Here is a 15,042-nt window from a genome sequence, read left to right as displayed (position 1 = left end):
TCCGCTACGATCCTGCAGAGACATCGAACTCTTTCACCCCCTCAGATAGGCCTCCGCCAGTTCCGTCCAGAAGGCGGCACCGATGGGCAGGAGGTCGTCGTTGAAGTTGTAGGCCGGATGGTGCAGCGGCTTGTCGTCGCCGTTGCCGCGGCTCGCGCCGAGGAAGAAATAGGCGCCCGGCCTTTCCTTCAGCATGAAGGCGAAATCCTCGCTGCCCATGAAGGGGCGCTGCAGTTCCACCACCTTGTCGGGGCCGGCGAAGCGCCGGGCAAGGTCGCGTACGAACGCCGTTTCGGCGCCATGGTTCACCGTGGCATCGTAGAAGCGTTCATACGCCACCGTGGCGCTCATGCCGTAGCTCTCCGCCTGCCCCGTGGCGACCATCCTGATCCGCCGTTCCAATTCGTCGCGCGTGTTTTCGTCGAAGGAACGGATGCCGAGAACCAGCTCGGCGCTCGCGGGGATGATGTTGCTGGCCGTCCCGGCATGGAAGCTGCCCACCGTGACGACGGTGGGATCGCAGGCGTGAATGTTGCGCGAGACCACGGTCTGCAGGGCCATGACGATGCTCGCGCCGCAGACGATGGGATCGGCCGTCGCCTCGGGCTCGGCGCCGTGCCCGCCCGAGCCGTTGACGGTGATGCGGGCTTCGTCCACCGCGGCGCAGATCGGGCCGTCGCGCAGCAGGAACTGGCCGAAGGGCATGCGCGGCTCGTTGTGCAGGGCAAACACCGCATCGCAGGGAAATTTTTCGAACAGCCCTTCCTCGACCATGATGCGCGCGCCACCGAAATTCTCCTCCGCCGGCTGGAAGATCAGATGGATGGTGCCGTCGAAGTTGCGACGCTCGGCGATGGCGCGGGCGGCGCCCAGGAGCATGGCGGTATGGCCGTCATGTCCGCACGCATGCATGAGGCCGGGGGTCCTGCTGGCATAGTCGAGGCCGGTTTCCTCGCGGATCGGCAGGGCATCCATGTCCGCGCGAATGCCGACGGATTTGCCGCCCGTGCCGTTGCTGAGCGTGGCGACGACACCGGTCGTGGCGAGGCCCCGCGTTACCCTGTAGCCATAGCCCTCCAGTTCGCGCGCGACCAATTCGCTGGTGCGGACCTCTTCCAGTCCGAGTTCGGGGTGGGCGTGGAGGTCGCGACGGATCGCCACCAGTTCCGACATGCTGTCGAGAAGGTTGGACGGGATGTTCATAGGGCTTCGGGGACGCTCGTCATGGAGATGATCTGCGGCATGAGACCGATTTCGCCTTCGATTTTCAAGCCGCTTCGCACGGCGTCTCAGCCCCGCAGCGTGCTCAGTATCGCCTGGGCGGTGGCGACGTCGGTCACCACGGCGTTGATCAGTTTCGCGCGCACGGCGCCGATGATCGCCTTCGCCTTCTCGGGGGAGACGGCGACGCCCAGGACGAGGGGTACCGCACGCAGCTGTGCCGGCGATACGGCGATGAGACTTTCGTCGCCCTCCCACGGTACGAGGGTGCCGTCCTCGTCGAAATAGTGGCGGATCACGTCCCCGGCGACATGGGCGAGCGCCCGTTCGCTTGAGGTGACGGTACCCGCATGGATGGGATCCACCGCATGCGGCAGGCCGACGCCCACCAAGGCCACGTCGATACGGTCCCACAGCGCGATCTGATCGCGCACGGTAGGATCGTTCACGAAGGCATCGCGATATTGCGGCGAGGGCAGATAGGGGGCGAAGATGAATTTCGGCACTCCCCCGAGCTGCTCAGCCGCCAGCCGCACGAATTCGTTGATCTGGAAGTGTGGGGCCGCCTGCTGCATGCCCCCCGTCGCGGGCACGGTGATCACCCCGGGAATGCGAGGCAGGCCAGCCCGGATCACCTCCCGCACCGCCCGTCCCCAACCGATGGCAAGCACGGAGCCGTCCTTCAGGCCGGCACCTCTGAGCAGCGTGCCCACGGGTTCTGCGAGCGAGCCGAGAAGCCCGACCTCGACCGTGTCCACCACCGCCGCCTGCTTCAGGCCGAGCGCCTCGACCAGTTCGCGGGTGATTTCCTCGGGCGCGGCGAAATCCCGGATCTCGATGCGCACGATGCCCTCTTCCCGGGCACGTCGGAGCAGGCGCGAGATGGTGGCCGTCGAGAGCCCGAGGCGACGTGCGATCTCGATCTGCGAGAGGTCGGACTCGTAATGGAGACGCGCAACCATGTGCAGCGTCCGGCGCGTAGCTGACCCGTCGGTGGAAGCACTATCGGACAGTTTGCAATTCCTTTCAGAAATATGTTACATTAATTTCGGTGAAACAAGAAGCGTTTCGTCTGTAGGTCAGAACATGAGCGGTGCCGCAAATTTGCTTCTTGCTCAACGCAAATCAATCATCGGCCTCAAGTTTTTCATGCCTTCCGGCATGTCTTCGATGGTCGATCCGCCTCGCTGCGAGCGGGGGCAGAAGGACAGGAACGGGCCCATGGCCAGGATGACGACGTCGGAACTTCGCGGCTATCAGCAGATCTGCGGACCCAACGGGGCAATGATGGTGATCGCCTGCGATCAGCGCGGCGGCATGCGCGCCCTGCTTGCGAACGATCCGGCCGAGCAGGCCGGGATCAGTGATGCGATGCTCGGCGAGACCAAGTCCGACATCGTGCAGTATCTTGCGAACGAAGCCTCCTGCGTGCTGCTCGATCCGATCTGCGCCGTGCCCAAGGTCGTCGACGATGGCGTGCTCGCTCGCGATGTGGCGCTGCTGGTCGGCCTCGATGCCTCCGGTTTCGACAAAACGCCGGAGGGCTACCGTCTTTCGCGCCTGGTGCCGGGCATCGATGCCCGCCGGGTACGCGAGTTCGGCGGCACCGGCGGCAAGATCATGGTCTATCTGCGTGCCGACAAGCCCGAGGCCAACGCCCACAATATCGAGATCCTGCGCCGCTGCATCGAGGACTTCGCCCGCGAAGACCTGCTACTTGTCGTGGAGTTCCTCACCTATGAATTGCCGGGCGAGAGCAAGGAAGACTACGCAGCCAAGGTGCCGGAGCTGGTGGTCGAGGGCACGCGCATCTGCCTCGAGCTGGGCTCCAAGGTGCTGAAGCTGCCCTACCCCGGCACGTCGGAAGCTTGCGCGGCCGTTACGCGCCTCGCCGGACCGGTGCCCTGGGCGGTCCTGTCGGCCGGCGTCGATCACGCAACCTTCCTCGGCCAGGTCGAGACCGCCATGCGCAACGGCGCCTCGGGCGTGATCGCCGGGCGTGCCTTGTGGAAGGACTGCATCTCGCTCGATCGCCAGGTGACCGCGCAGCGCCTCGGCACCATTGCGGTGACGCGCCTTCGCGAGATCCAGGCCGTCATCGCACGCTATGCCGGCAAGCCAGCCCAGGCGGCTTGAGCGGGCAGGCACGTCATGCACTCGCAACCCCATGCGATCGGTATCGACATCGGCGGCACAAATGTGCGCGCCGCCTGCGTGGATGCATCCGGGCGAATCCTGGAGCGTCTCGCCGAGAAGACGCTGCGTGACGGGCCTGCGCTCGTAGCCCGCCTCGTCGCCATGATCCGCGCGCTCGACCGGCCGGGCGTCGCGACGGTCGGTGTCGGCGTGCCCGGGCGGGTCGACGCGCGCCGCAACCAGGTGCTGTCGGGCGGCTATGTCGATCTGTCGACTGTGCCGCTTGCCCAGACGATCGAACGGGAGACCGGCAAGCGCGCCTTCATCGACAATGACTGCAACATGGCGCTGGTCGCCGAAGTGGCCGCCGGGGTCGCGCGCGGCTGCCGCCATGTGGCGATGCTGACCATCGGCACCGGCATAGGAGGCGCCGTCATGGCGGAGGGGGCCGTGCTGCGGGGCCGCTGCAGCGCCGGACAGCTCGGCCATGTCACTGTCGAGGCAGGCGGACTTGCCTGCAACTGCGGACGCCGGGGCTGCGTCGAAACCACCAGTTCCGGCACCGCGCTCGGCCGCCATATCGCGGAAGCGGGACTGCCGGCGGGAACCAGCGCCGACGAGATCCTGGCGCTCGCCCGAGGCGGCGACCTGCGGGCGATCCGCGTCGTGCAGGCGTGGGCGGGACCCCTTCGCGCGGCAATCGACAGCATCGTGGCGAGCGTCGATCCCGAGCTCTTCCTGCTCGGGGGAGGCCTCGGCGAGGCTGCCTGTGCCGCGCTGGAATGGGCACCGGCCCTGTCGCCATGGTATCAGTGCCCGGTTAGGTCCGCGACGCTGGGCGACGATGCCGGCGTCATCGGCGCGGCGCTTGCGGGAGCGGAGCAGGGCGTGCTGGCGTCATGAAGAAGATGGTTCTCGTCAATGGCGTGCCGGCCAGCGGCAAGAGCAGTGTGGCCCGTATGCTTGCCGACGCGCGCGGCTGGCCCATACTTGCGCTCGACAGTATCAAGGAGCCGTTCTTCGACCACCTCGGCGTCGGCGATCGCGAATTCAACCGCAAGCTTGGGCGCGCGAGCTACCAGGCGATGTTCTCGATCGTGCTTGACGCGCCCGAGGGCATGACCTTCGTCGCCGATGCCTGGTTCGGCTTCCAGCCGCGCGAGGTGCTGGAGGGCCATCTCGCCCGCGCCGGCGTCGGAGCCACGGCCGAGATCTGGTGCCATGCGTCGCCGGAGGTGTTGGTGGAGCGTTATCGCGAGCGGTTGCATCTGCGCCATGCGGGGCATCCCGGCGAGGCCTTCCTGCCGGAACTCGACGCTCTCGCGCGCCGCGCCGAACCCGTGCGGCGTGGCCCGATCTTCGAAGTCGAAACGACACGGCCGCTCGATCGCGAGCGGCTGCTGGATTGGCTGGACCAGGCGCTGGCGGGCTGAAGCGTCACCAGATCGTATAGCCGCAATCCACCACCACGGTCGTCCCGGTCATGGCGCTGGAGGCTTCCGAAGCCAGGAACAGGATGGCGGACGCAATCTCGTCCGGCCGGGCGACGCGCTTCATCGGCGTCATGTCCATCCAGACCGGGAAGCGCGCGGGATCGGTGAAGCTGGTGTTGGACATCGGCGTATCGACATAGGTCGGCGCCACCGAATTGACGCGCACGCCGCGCTCGGCCCATTCGCCGCCGAGCGACTTCGTCAGGTGGTGCACCGCCGCCTTGGCCGCATTGTAATGGGCCTGGCGCTGCGGTTTGTTGGAGATCAGGCCGGACATCGAGCCCAGCGTCACGATCGAGCCCGAGCCGCGCTCCAGCATCGGCTTGGCGAACTCGCGGCAGCACCAGTAGACGCCGTTGAGGTCGACATCGATGATCCGGTTCCAGATCTCGTCGGGGATGGCTTCGCCCGGCGTATCGGGCCAAGCGATGCCGGCATTGGCGACCAGGATGTCGACCGCGCCATGCTTCCGGTTCGCCTCGGCAGCTGCCTCCGCGACCTTGCCTGGCTTGGTGACGTCTAGCAGCACACAGTCGACGGTGTGGCCGGCCGCGGCCAGGTGCTCGCGCGCGCTCGCCAGCAGTTCCTCGTTGTAGTCGGAGATGACGACCTTGGCGCCGGCCTCCAGCAAGGCCTCGGCGGAAGCCAGGCCGATGCCGCGCCCGCCGCCGGTGATGAAGGCGGTCCGGCCGTCGAGTTCATACTTGTCGAGATACATCGAGAGAGTCCTGAGGTTTCGGAAGGATGGCGCGCGGTCAAGCGGCGAGGGGATTTCGTTGCAGGGCCGGCAGGGCGATGCCGTCCTGCCGGAACAGATGCGCCGCCGAGGACGTGATGGTGAGCCCGATGCGGTCATGCACCTTCGTGCCGTCGCCGCCGTCGGCCTGCACGATGAAGAGATGGGCGGGCGTCACCTGCACATAGAGGAAGGTCTGGCCGCCGAGGCGCTCCACCACCATCACCTCGCCGGAGAGCTGGCCGCTTTGCGAGCGCGAGAGGTGCTCCGGCCGGACGCCGAGCGTCAGCTTCTCGCCGGGCGCGATAGCCCCACCGGAGACCGGGACGGTAACGGCCGCTCCGCCGGGCAGCTCGACGCCGACGCCGTCCGCCGTGGCACCCTTGGCGATCACCTCGACGAAGTTCATGGTGGGCGAGCCGATGAAGCCCGCCACGAAGCGATTACGCGGATGGTGATAGAGGTCGAGCGGCGTGCCGATCTGTTCGATCACGCCGTCGCGTAGCACCACGATCTTGTCGGCCAGCGTCATGGCTTCGACCTGGTCATGCGTCACATAGATCATGGTGACGCCGAGCTCCTCGTGCAGCCGCGCCAGCTCGATCCGCATCTGCACGCGGAGCGCCGCATCGAGGTTGGAGAGCGGCTCGTCGAACAGGAAGACCCGTGGCTGGCGTACCATGGCGCGGCCGATGGCGACGCGCTGGCGCTGGCCGCCGGAAAGCTGGCGCGGCCGGCGGTCGAGCAGGTGGTCGAGCTGCAGGAGCTTGGCCACCGAGCCGACCTTGGCATCGCGCTCCACCTTGGGAACACCGGCAAGGCGCAGGGCAAAGTCCATGTTGTCGCGCACGCTCATATGCGGGTAGAGCGCGTAGGTCTGGAACACCATGGCGAGTCCCCGCTCATCGGGCGGCACGTCGTTGACGCGCTCGCCTTCGATGAGGAGGTCGCCCGAGCTGATCTCCTCTAGGCCCGCGATGAGGCGCAGCAAGGTGGACTTGCCGCAGCCGGACGGGCCGACGAAGACGCAGAACTCCTTGTCGGCGATATCGAGATCGACACCCTTGATGATGTCGACGGCGCCGAAGGACTTGCGGATGGCCTTGAGGCTGAGGTCTGCCATGTCGTGTCCTCACGAGGGAAGAGAAGGGGCTACTTCACGGCGCCGAAGGTGAGGCCGCGGACGAGTTGGCGCTGCGTGATCCAGCCGAAGACGAGGATGGGCGCTACCGCGAGCGTCGAGGCCGCCGAGAGCTTGGCCCAGAACAGGCCTTCGGGACTGGAGAAGGAGGCGATGAAGGCGGTCAAAGGGCCGGCCTGCGAGGCGGTGAGGTTAAGGCTCCAGAATGCCTCGTTCCAGCACAGGATGATCGAGAGCAGGGCCGTGGAGGCGATGCCCGGCAGGGTCAGCGGCAGGAGGAGGTGGCGGATCTGCGCGGCGACGCGCGCGCCATCCATGCGGCCGGCCTCCAGGATCTCATGCGGCACGTCCTTGAAGAAGGAATAGAGCATCCACACCACGATCGGAAGATTCGACAGGGTGAAGAGGATGATCAGGCCGATGCGCGTGTCGAGCAGGCCGGCATCGCGGAACAGCAGGTACATCGGCACGAGCACGCCGACGGCCGGCATCATCTTGGTCGACAGCATCCAGAGCAGAAGGTCCTTGGTCCGTCCCGTCGGGTAGAAGGCGGCGGCATAGGCGGCGGGCACGGCGAGGATGAGCGAGATCACCGTCGCGCCGACCGATTCCAGCACGCTGTTCAGCGCATAGGCGAGATAGTTGGCCCGCGCGTTGACTTCGACGAAGTTCTCCAGCGTCGGGCGGAAGAACAGTTCCGGTGGGCCGACCGCGTCGATCTCCGTCTTGAAGGCGGCGAGCAGCATCCAGAAGATCGGGAAGAACATCACGAGTGCCCCGAGCCAGCCGACGATGCCGGCCACGACCACCCGTCTCTTCGATCCGCGCATGGCCATGGTCAGGACTCCAGGTTGCGGGCGACTGTGCGTACCAGGAAGGCGGCGACGATATTGGCGAGAATGATGGCGATGACGCCGCCGGCGGAGGCCCCGCCGACGTCCCATTGCAGCAGGGCCTTGAGGTAGATGAAGTAGGTGAGGTTGGTGGTGGCGTTGCCCGGCCCGCCCGAGGTGGTGACCAGGATCTCGGCGAAGACCGAGAGCAGGAAGATCGTCTCGATCATGACCACGACCGAGATGGGCCGCAGGAGATGGGGCAGGACGATGAACCAGAACATGGTGGGGCCCTTGGCCCCGTCCATGCGTGCCGCCTCCATCTGTTCGCGGTCGAGCGACTGCATGGCGGTGATCAGGATGAGCGTGGCGAAGGGGATCCACTGCCAGGCCACGATCAGGATGACCGAGAGCATCGGCACCTGGCTGAACCAGTCCACCACGCCGAGCCCGAGCGAACGGGTGATCCAGGCGAACAACCCGTTCACCGGATGCATCAGGAGATTCTTCCAGATCAGCGCCGCCACCGTGGGCATGATGAAGAAAGGCGCGATCACCAGGAGGCGCGCGACGTTGCGGCCGGGAAACTCGACGTCGTAGACCACGGCGAACAGCACGCCGAACACGATCGTCAGCGCAAGGACGGAGCCTACCAGCGTGATCGTGTTGACGATCGAGACCCAGAGCGTCTTGTTGAGCAGCAGGAATTTGTAGTTGTTGATGCCGGCAAAGCCGGTGATCAGCGGGTTCTGCAGGTTGTAGCGCTGGAAGGAGAACCACAGCGTCATCACCAGCGGCACGATCATCCAGAGCAGCAGCACGCTGACAGCGGGGGCGAGAAGGGGCCCGGTGCGCACGGCGCGGCTATTTGTCGACCTGAGGAACATCGGGCCCTCGCTGAGGCGTCTCGTTTTCGGATCGAACCGCCAGGAATCGCAAAATGCCTCCATTTCCAGGACGCCGAGCTGGAAGAACGGCTCGCCTTGAATGCATTCTGCTCTGGAGATCCAGGCCTTCAAAAAGGAGGCCCCGAGCGCGGGAGGACGCCCGGAGCCTGGAGTGGGCAGGAAATTACTGGATGTAGCCAGCCTGCTGCATCGTCTGGGTCACTTCGTCCTGGGCGGCGCCCAGGGCGGCGTCCTCGGTCTGCTGGCCGGCAACGATCGAGGCGATGGCCTGGCCGACGCTGGTGCCGATGCCCTGGAACTCGGGGATCGCCACGAACTGGATGCCCTTGTACGGCACCGGATCCTTGGTGGCGTTGGTCGGGTCGGCGGTCAGGATCGACTTCAGCACCATGTCGGCGAAGGGCGCAGCCTTCTTGTACTCCGGATTGTCATAGGTCGACTGGCGCGTGCCGGGCGGTGCGGCAACCCAGCCCTGCGTCTCGCCGACCCGCTTGACGTAGTCCTTGGAGGTCGCCCACTTCACGAAGGACTTGGCGGTGTCGAGCTTCTTGGTGGAGGAGGGCACGGCGAGCGACCAGGCCCAGAACCAGCCGGCGCCCTTCGGCGTCACCTTGATCGGGGGTTGGGCGAAGGCCAGCACGTCGCCGACCTTGGAGGTCTGCTTGTTGTAGAGACGGCCGGCCGCCGAGGTGGCGTCCACCCATATGGCGCATTTGCCGCTGGCGAACAGGGCCTGGTTTTCATTGAAGCCGTTCGAGGTCGCGCCGGGCGGGCCGTCGCGGTTCAGGAGGTCGACGTAGAACTTGATGGCCTGCTTCCAGGGATCGGAGGTCAGCTGCGGCTTCCAGTCCATATCGAACCAGCGTCCGCCGAAGGTATTCACGATGGTGGTGACCAGGCCCATGTTCTCGCCCCAGCCCGGCTTGCCGCGCAGGCAGATGCCGTACTGCTCCTTCGACTTGTCGGTGAGCTTGTCGGCGAATTGCGCAATCTGGTCCCAGGTCGGTTGCTCGGGCATGGTCAGCCCGGCCTTCTCGAACAGGTCCTTGCGATAGAGCGTGAAGGAGCTTTCGGCATAGAAGGGCACGGCATAGAGCTTGCCGTCGACCGACAGGCCGTTGCGCAGCGGCTCGAACACGTCCTTGTAGTCGTAGTCGTCGCCGAGATCGTTCAGCGATGCGAGCCAGCCGGCCTTGCCCCAGATCGGCGTCTCGTAGGCGCCGATGGTCACGATGTCGAACTGGCCCGCCTTGGTGGCGATATCCGTGGTCACGCGCTGGCGCAGCACGTTTTCCTCGAGCACCACCCAGTTGACCTTGTTGCCGGTCGCCTTCTCCCATTCGGAAGAGAGCTTCTGCATGATGATCATGTCGTCATTGTTGACGGTGGCGATGGTGATCTCCTCCGCGCGCGCAGCAACGCCTGCGAACAGGATCGCCGTCAGCGACAGGCCGATCTTGGCCAGGAATTTCATGGTTTCCTCCTTGTGTGACAGTCCTGTAGGGGCTTGTTCTTGTTGTTGGCGGCGCGCCCGGACCTGACGGCGCACCAGATACGCTCGGTTCAGGCCATCCAGTTGCCTCCGTCGACGCCGAGGGTCTGCGCGAGCACGTAGCCGGCATCATCGCTGACGAGGAAGGCAGCCATGCTGGCGATCTCCTCGGGCTTGCCCATGCGTCCATAGGGAACGCCGGCCGAGACCTGCCTTTTGTTCTCGCCGATGGGGATGTTCATGTATTTAGCGCAGAGCGAATCGACATAGTCGTACATGGGCGTGTCGATCACGCCCGGCGCGATGGCGTTGACGTTGATGCGATGTTTGGCGAGCGCCAGCCCAGCGCTCTGCGTGAGGCTGATGACTGCGGCCTTCGAGGCACAGTAGACGGAGACGAGCGGCTCCCCGCGTCGGCCGGCCTGGGAAGCGAGGTTGATGATGCGCCCCCCTTCGCCCTGCGCGATCATCTGCCGGGCAACCGTCTGCAGGGTGAAGAGCAGGCCCTCCACATTCACTGAAAAGACGCGGTGGTAGCTCTCGCGCGTCACATCCATCAGCGGCAGCATGTCGAAGAGGCCGGCATTGTTGACCAGCACGTCGATGCGGCCGGCCTTCTCGACCACGGCGGCAACCATCGCGTCGATGGAGGCCTGGTCGGTAACGTCGAGGGGAACCGCGAAGGCCTTGCCGCCGATCGCCGCCGCGGTCTCGATCGCTTCCTCGATAGAGCGATCGGCGATGGCGACGGTCAGCCCTTCCTCCGCCAGGCGTTCGGCGATGGCGCGGCCTATGCCCCGCGCGCCCCCTGTTACGACTGCGACCTTAGCCGATATCCTCATGGCACCACTCGAATTCCGGATCGCCGGCCAAGGACCACCGTTCACGCCGAAGATGGACTCCGGCATGGGCACCTGACTGGCGATCGACGACAGGAACGGACGCCACGAAGAGCATCCGTAATTTGTGTAACATCTTTCAGAAGGAAATTGCAATAGTTTGCGAACCGCGCGCGCGACGTGCCTCAACAGGACGTTTGAGGCTCGGGAAGTACCCGGCCGCCCATGGCATCGGGCCCGGTAGAGTGATCCCTGCCGGGTGCCGCGACTATGGCCCTATGGAAACAAGCGGGAGGTGTCAGAGACCCAGCATCAGCTTGAGGTTCTGCACGGCGGCGCCCGAGGCGCCCTTGCCGAGATTGTCGAGCCTCGCGACCAGAATCGCCTGGCCGTGCTCTTCATTCGGGAAGACGCGCAGCTCCAGATGGTCGGTATCGTTCAGCGCCTCGGGCTCGAGCTTGCCCGAACCGTCCAGCGGCAGCACGTTGACGAGCTTTGCGGCCTCGAAATAGCGGGCGAGGACGGCGTGCAGGTCTGCAGCCTTCGCCTTGCCGGGCAACGTGTCGAGATGCAGGGGCACCGAGACAAGCATGCCTTGGCGGAAATTGCCGACCGACGGCACGAAGATCGGGCGGCGGGTGAGATGGGCATATTCGCGGATCTCAGGGACATGCTTGTGCTCGAGCGCGAGGCCGTAGAGCTCGAAGGCGGGCGCAGTGCCCGCCTCATAGGCTTCGATCATCGACTTGCCGCCGCCGGAATAGCCGCTCACCGCATTGATCGTGATCGGGTAGTCGGCGGGAATGACGCCGGCATCGACAAGCGGACGCAAAAGCGCGATGGCACCGGTCGGATAGCAGCCGGGATTGGCGACGAAGCGGGCCTCGGCAATTCTCTCGGCCTGGCCGGGCGCCATTTCGGCGAAGCCATAGACCCAGCCCGGTGCGACGCGATGGGCCGTGGAGGCATCGAGCACCTTCGGACCCTCGGCACCGAGTTCCTGCACCAGGGCGACCGTCTCCTTGGCGGCGGCGTCCGGCAGGCAGAGCACGACGAGATCGACCTCGCGCAGCAGGGCCTTCTTGGCTGCAACATCCTTGCGCAGCTCGGGCGCGATGCTGCGGGTGACGACGCCCGCGACCGAGGCCAATCGCTCGCGAATGCCGAGCCCGGTGGTACCGGCCTCGCCGTCGATGAAGACGGTACGGACGGCGCCGGCCTGGTGCGGCTTGTCGGCGAGATCGGAAAGGCTGGCCATGGCAGGTCCTCCTCGAGGAGAGCGCGGGCGACTTCGGGAAATGATGGCCGCTATATCGGGGTCATCGCTGTTACTGTCAATGGATTCCGGTGCCGTGCCCGGCGGGCGGGCCGGACACCATTCTACGAAGCGGCCATTGCCTTTGTTACAACCGGAAATATCACATGTTTTCGCGCGAAAAGTGCGTATTTTGCCACGCTCACTTGATTTGGCAGTGAAGGCCGATGGCGGCATAGTCCACTCCAGCAGAGGACGCCGACACACCGGTCCCTGCCCAGATACAGAAGGATGCTCCCATGTCCGTTTTCACCAAGGCCACCACCGCTTTCGCTCTGGCCGGAGCCGTTGCCAGTGCCGCAGCCCTGTTATCGGCTCCCGCCCGCGCCGACGACGCCAAGGAAAAGTGCTACGGCGTTGCGCTCAAGGGCCAGAACGACTGCGCCGCCGGCGCTCATTCCTGCGCCGGAAGCTCGACCATCGATTATGACGGCCAGTCTTTCAAGCTCGTGCCGAAGGGCACTTGCGCCACCATGAAGACGCCTACCGGCACCGGCTCGCTGACGCCGATCAAGAGCTGATCGCAATCCATCTTGCTCTCCTCCGACCGGAGGGAGCGCGGAGGCAAGGGGCCGGAAGCTCGGTATCGAAGCGTAACAACCGTCCCCCTGCCGCCGTAGATGTTTCGAAGCCCCTTTCACACCCGGCGCTCTTCCCGCCGGGCGTGGGGGGATCGTTCCGGAGAGATCCATGAGCATCGCCTGCTTCAATACCCTGCCTCTTCGTGCCGGCGCCGGGCTCAAGCCCGAACATGTCGCCGACATCCTGGCCACGCGGCCGGAGATGGGTTTCTTCGAAGTCCATGCCGAGAATTACATGGGGGCCGGCGGCCCGCCCCACGCCCAACTCAGGGCCATTGCCGAGACCTATCCCCTGTCGCTGCATGGAGTCGGCCTTTCCATCGGCGCAGCCCGTCCGCTCGACCGGGACCATCTCGCGCGCCTGCGGGCCTTGGACGAGCGCTACGGACCGGCCAGCTTTTCCGAGCATCTCGCCTGGTCCAGCCACGGGGAGGTCTTTCTCAACGATCTCCTTCCTGTGCCCTATACGCGGGAAACGCTGCAGCGCGTGTGCGACCATATCGACGAGGTGCAGGAGGCGATGGACCGCCGCATGCTCCTGGAAAACCCCTCCACCTATTTGCTGTTCGAGGAAAGCACGATCGAGGAAACGGATTTCCTGCGTGCTGTCGCTGCCCGTACCGGCTGCGGGCTGCTCCTCGACATCAACAACGTCTTCGTATCCTCGACCAACCATGGCACCTCGCCGCAAGTCTATCTGGATCGGTTCCCGCTTGATCTTGTTGCCGAAATTCATTTGGCCGGGCATGCCGAGACGGTCGACGACGCCGGCGCGCTCCTTCTTATCGATGCGCACGACCGGCCGGTCGCTGATCCGGTCTGGGCGCTCTACGAGCGCGTCATCGCCAGGGTCGGCCGCCTGCCGACGCTGATCGAGTGGGACAACGACGTGCCGGAATGGCCGGTGCTGGCCCGGGAGGCCGCCCTCGCCGAGGCGGCAATGGACCGGGCGGTCGAGAAGCAGGCGGCCTGACATGCTGGCGGACCTTCAGGAAGCGTTCCGTGTGGCTGTGCTCGATCCCGATGCCGCCATGCCGGCCGGGCTCACCGCCCACAACGGCGTCGCGCCTGCGAGGCGCTTCGCGGTTTACCGCAACAATGTCACGCTCGGCCTCGCCAGCTCCCTGGAGAGCCGTTTTCCCGCCTCGGTGAGGCTGGTCGGCGAGGAGTTCTTCCGGGCGCTCGCCATCCCGTTCGTGCGGGCCCACCCGCCGCGGTCGCCCCTGCTGCTGGACTACGGCGACGAACTTCCCGGATTCGCGGAGACGTTCGAGCCCGCCAGGGAAGTGCCCTATCTTCCCGATGTGATGCGGGTCGAGATTGCACGCAGCCAGGCCTATCACGCCGCCGATGCCGCACCGGCCACGCTCGGTGTCCTGAGTGCATTGCCGCCCGAACGCCTCGGGGAGGTGCGTGCCGTCTTTCATCCGGCGGCACGGCTGCTGCGCTCGGCCTTTCCGGCAGCGACCATCTGGCAGATGAACTCGGGTGGGGAAGCCCGTGAGGTGACGGACTGGTCGGGCGAGGACGTCCTGGTGACGCGCCCGAATCTCGACGTGACGGTGCAGATCCTGCCGCCGGGCGGCCATGCCTTCCTTGCAGGGCTGCGGGCCGGCAATTCCCTCGGGATGGCCGCCGAGAGCGCCTTTGCCGAGGCGGCGGACTTCGACCTTCCCGGCGCCATGGCGGCGCTGATCAATGCCGGCATCATATGCCGGTTCGAACTGTAACGACGCAAGGCCGCCGCGCCATCGCCGGCGGTATCGAGGATACGGCCATGACCATTCCTGCCACCGCGCCGGCCGCTGCGCCCGCGCCGACGACGCTGCTCGCCCTCGCGATCCGCTGGTGCACGCTTGCGCCCTATTGGCTGATCGCTCTCGCCGCTCGCATCGCGTTGATCCGGGTTTTCTGGTGGTCTGCCCGCACCCGCGTCGAGCCAGGCACGCTGTTCACGCTGAACGATACGACGACCTATCTGTTCGAGAACGAATTCAAGGTGCACCTGCCAGGTGGCATCGAGTTCGGCTTTCCGTTCCCGGATCTGATGGCCTATGTGACCATGACCTGCGAGCATCTCTTCCCGATCCTGCTGGTCCTGGGTCTCGGCACGCGTTTTGCTGGTCTCGGCCTGCTCGGCATGACGGCGGTCATCGAGAGCATCTATCCCGAAAACTACAACGAGCATCTGCCCTGGGCGGTCTGCTGCCTGGTGCTGATCAAGTGGGGTGGCGGGCTGTTCTCGCTGGATACACTGATCGCAGGGGCGAGGGGCCGAACGTCGTACGGGGCCTGACGGATCGTTCCTGGGATCGCTGGCGTCTCACTGGCCCAGGAAAGCGCTTCC

The 15,042-nt window shown here is 65.6% G+C and carries 16 protein-coding genes; 7 read left to right on the top strand and 9 right to left on the bottom strand.

Annotation, left to right across the window (positions count from 1 at the left end):
* Positions 1–33 precede the first annotated feature (33 nt).
* Together AC6H34_RS09550 and AC6H34_RS09545 are read right to left on the bottom strand one after the other, a co-directional pair.
* Entirely contained in the window at positions 34–1,203 is a 1,170-nt protein-coding gene (locus AC6H34_RS09550) for a M20 aminoacylase family protein (RefSeq protein ID WP_448150274.1), read from the bottom strand.
* Positions 1,204–1,289: 86 nt separating this feature from the next.
* On the bottom strand, positions 1,290–2,183 hold the full coding sequence (locus AC6H34_RS09545; RefSeq protein WP_448150275.1) for a sugar-binding transcriptional regulator: 894 nt from the start codon (positions 2,181–2,183) through the stop codon (positions 1,290–1,292).
* Between the two features lie 259 nt (positions 2,184–2,442).
* Here AC6H34_RS09545 and AC6H34_RS09540 point away from each other — a divergent pair, with 259 nt between their 5' ends.
* Genes AC6H34_RS09540 through AC6H34_RS09530 form a run of 3 tightly spaced genes read left to right on the top strand, consistent with a single transcriptional unit; the run spans position 2,443 to position 4,790 of the window.
* A complete protein-coding gene (locus tag AC6H34_RS09540) occupies positions 2,443–3,357 on the top strand; it encodes a tagatose-bisphosphate aldolase (protein ID WP_497538647.1) in 915 nt (304 codons plus the stop codon).
* Positions 3,358–3,372: 15 nt separating this feature from the next.
* Positions 3,373–4,260 carry an ROK family protein gene (locus AC6H34_RS09535; protein WP_497538646.1) on the top strand — a complete coding sequence of 296 codons (888 nt, stop codon included), beginning with the start codon at positions 3,373–3,375 and terminating at the stop codon, positions 4,258–4,260.
* Positions 4,257–4,790 (top strand): P-loop nucleotide/nucleoside kinase family protein, encoded by a 534-nt coding sequence (locus tag AC6H34_RS09530; RefSeq protein ID WP_497538645.1) that lies wholly within the window; start codon positions 4,257–4,259, stop codon positions 4,788–4,790. The genes AC6H34_RS09535 and AC6H34_RS09530 overlap by 4 nt, the downstream gene beginning before the upstream one ends.
* Positions 4,791–4,794: 4 nt before the next feature.
* On the opposite strand, the gene AC6H34_RS09525 is transcribed toward AC6H34_RS09530, so the two are convergent.
* From AC6H34_RS09525 to argC, 7 genes are all read right to left on the bottom strand, one after another.
* On the bottom strand, positions 4,795–5,568 hold the full coding sequence (locus AC6H34_RS09525; RefSeq protein ID WP_497538644.1) for an SDR family NAD(P)-dependent oxidoreductase: 774 nt from the start codon (positions 5,566–5,568) through the stop codon (positions 4,795–4,797).
* 37 nt (positions 5,569–5,605) lie between these two features.
* Positions 5,606–6,709 (bottom strand): ABC transporter ATP-binding protein, encoded by a 1,104-nt coding sequence (locus AC6H34_RS09520; RefSeq protein WP_448150280.1) that lies wholly within the window; start codon positions 6,707–6,709, stop codon positions 5,606–5,608.
* Between the two features lie 29 nt (positions 6,710–6,738).
* Positions 6,739–7,563, bottom strand: a complete 825-nt coding sequence (locus AC6H34_RS09515) for a carbohydrate ABC transporter permease (RefSeq protein WP_497538643.1) — start codon at positions 7,561–7,563, stop codon at positions 6,739–6,741.
* 2 nt (positions 7,564–7,565) lie between these two features.
* Positions 7,566–8,447, bottom strand: coding sequence for a carbohydrate ABC transporter permease (locus AC6H34_RS09510; RefSeq protein WP_448150282.1), 882 nt, complete (start codon positions 8,445–8,447; stop codon positions 7,566–7,568).
* A 184-nt stretch (positions 8,448–8,631) separates the two neighbouring features.
* A complete protein-coding gene (locus tag AC6H34_RS09505; RefSeq protein WP_497538642.1) occupies positions 8,632–9,942 on the bottom strand; it encodes an ABC transporter substrate-binding protein in 1,311 nt (436 codons plus the stop codon).
* Between the two features lie 89 nt (positions 9,943–10,031).
* Positions 10,032–10,802 (bottom strand): L-iditol 2-dehydrogenase, encoded by a 771-nt coding sequence (locus AC6H34_RS09500; protein ID WP_448150284.1) that lies wholly within the window; start codon positions 10,800–10,802, stop codon positions 10,032–10,034.
* A 295-nt stretch (positions 10,803–11,097) separates the two neighbouring features.
* The gene (gene argC / locus AC6H34_RS09495) at positions 11,098–12,057 is read right to left on the bottom strand and encodes an N-acetyl-gamma-glutamyl-phosphate reductase (RefSeq protein WP_497538641.1); all 960 of its coding nucleotides are present in this window, start codon (positions 12,055–12,057) and stop codon (positions 11,098–11,100) included.
* A 296-nt stretch (positions 12,058–12,353) separates the two neighbouring features.
* Here argC and AC6H34_RS09490 point away from each other — a divergent pair, with 296 nt between their 5' ends.
* The 4 genes from AC6H34_RS09490 (at position 12,354) to AC6H34_RS09475 (ending at position 14,991) form a co-directional block, all read left to right on the top strand.
* Entirely contained in the window at positions 12,354–12,635 is a 282-nt protein-coding gene (locus AC6H34_RS09490; RefSeq protein ID WP_448150286.1) for a BufA1 family periplasmic bufferin-type metallophore, read from the top strand.
* 169 nt (positions 12,636–12,804) lie between these two features.
* Entirely contained in the window at positions 12,805–13,668 is an 864-nt protein-coding gene (gene bufB / locus AC6H34_RS09485) for an MNIO family bufferin maturase (RefSeq protein WP_497538640.1), read from the top strand.
* 1 nt (position 13,669) lies between these two features.
* Positions 13,670–14,425, top strand: coding sequence for an HvfC/BufC family peptide modification chaperone (locus AC6H34_RS09480; RefSeq protein WP_497538639.1), 756 nt, complete (start codon positions 13,670–13,672; stop codon positions 14,423–14,425).
* Positions 14,426–14,472: 47 nt separating this feature from the next.
* Positions 14,473–14,991, top strand: coding sequence for a DoxX family protein (locus tag AC6H34_RS09475; RefSeq protein WP_497538638.1), 519 nt, complete (start codon positions 14,473–14,475; stop codon positions 14,989–14,991).
* The last annotated feature ends 51 nt before the right edge of the window (positions 14,992–15,042 follow it).

Source organism: Labrys sp. ALF-8, assembly GCF_059699065.1.
The sequence above is the reverse complement of the archived record's forward strand: the minus strand, read 5'-3'. Positions and strand labels throughout refer to the sequence as shown.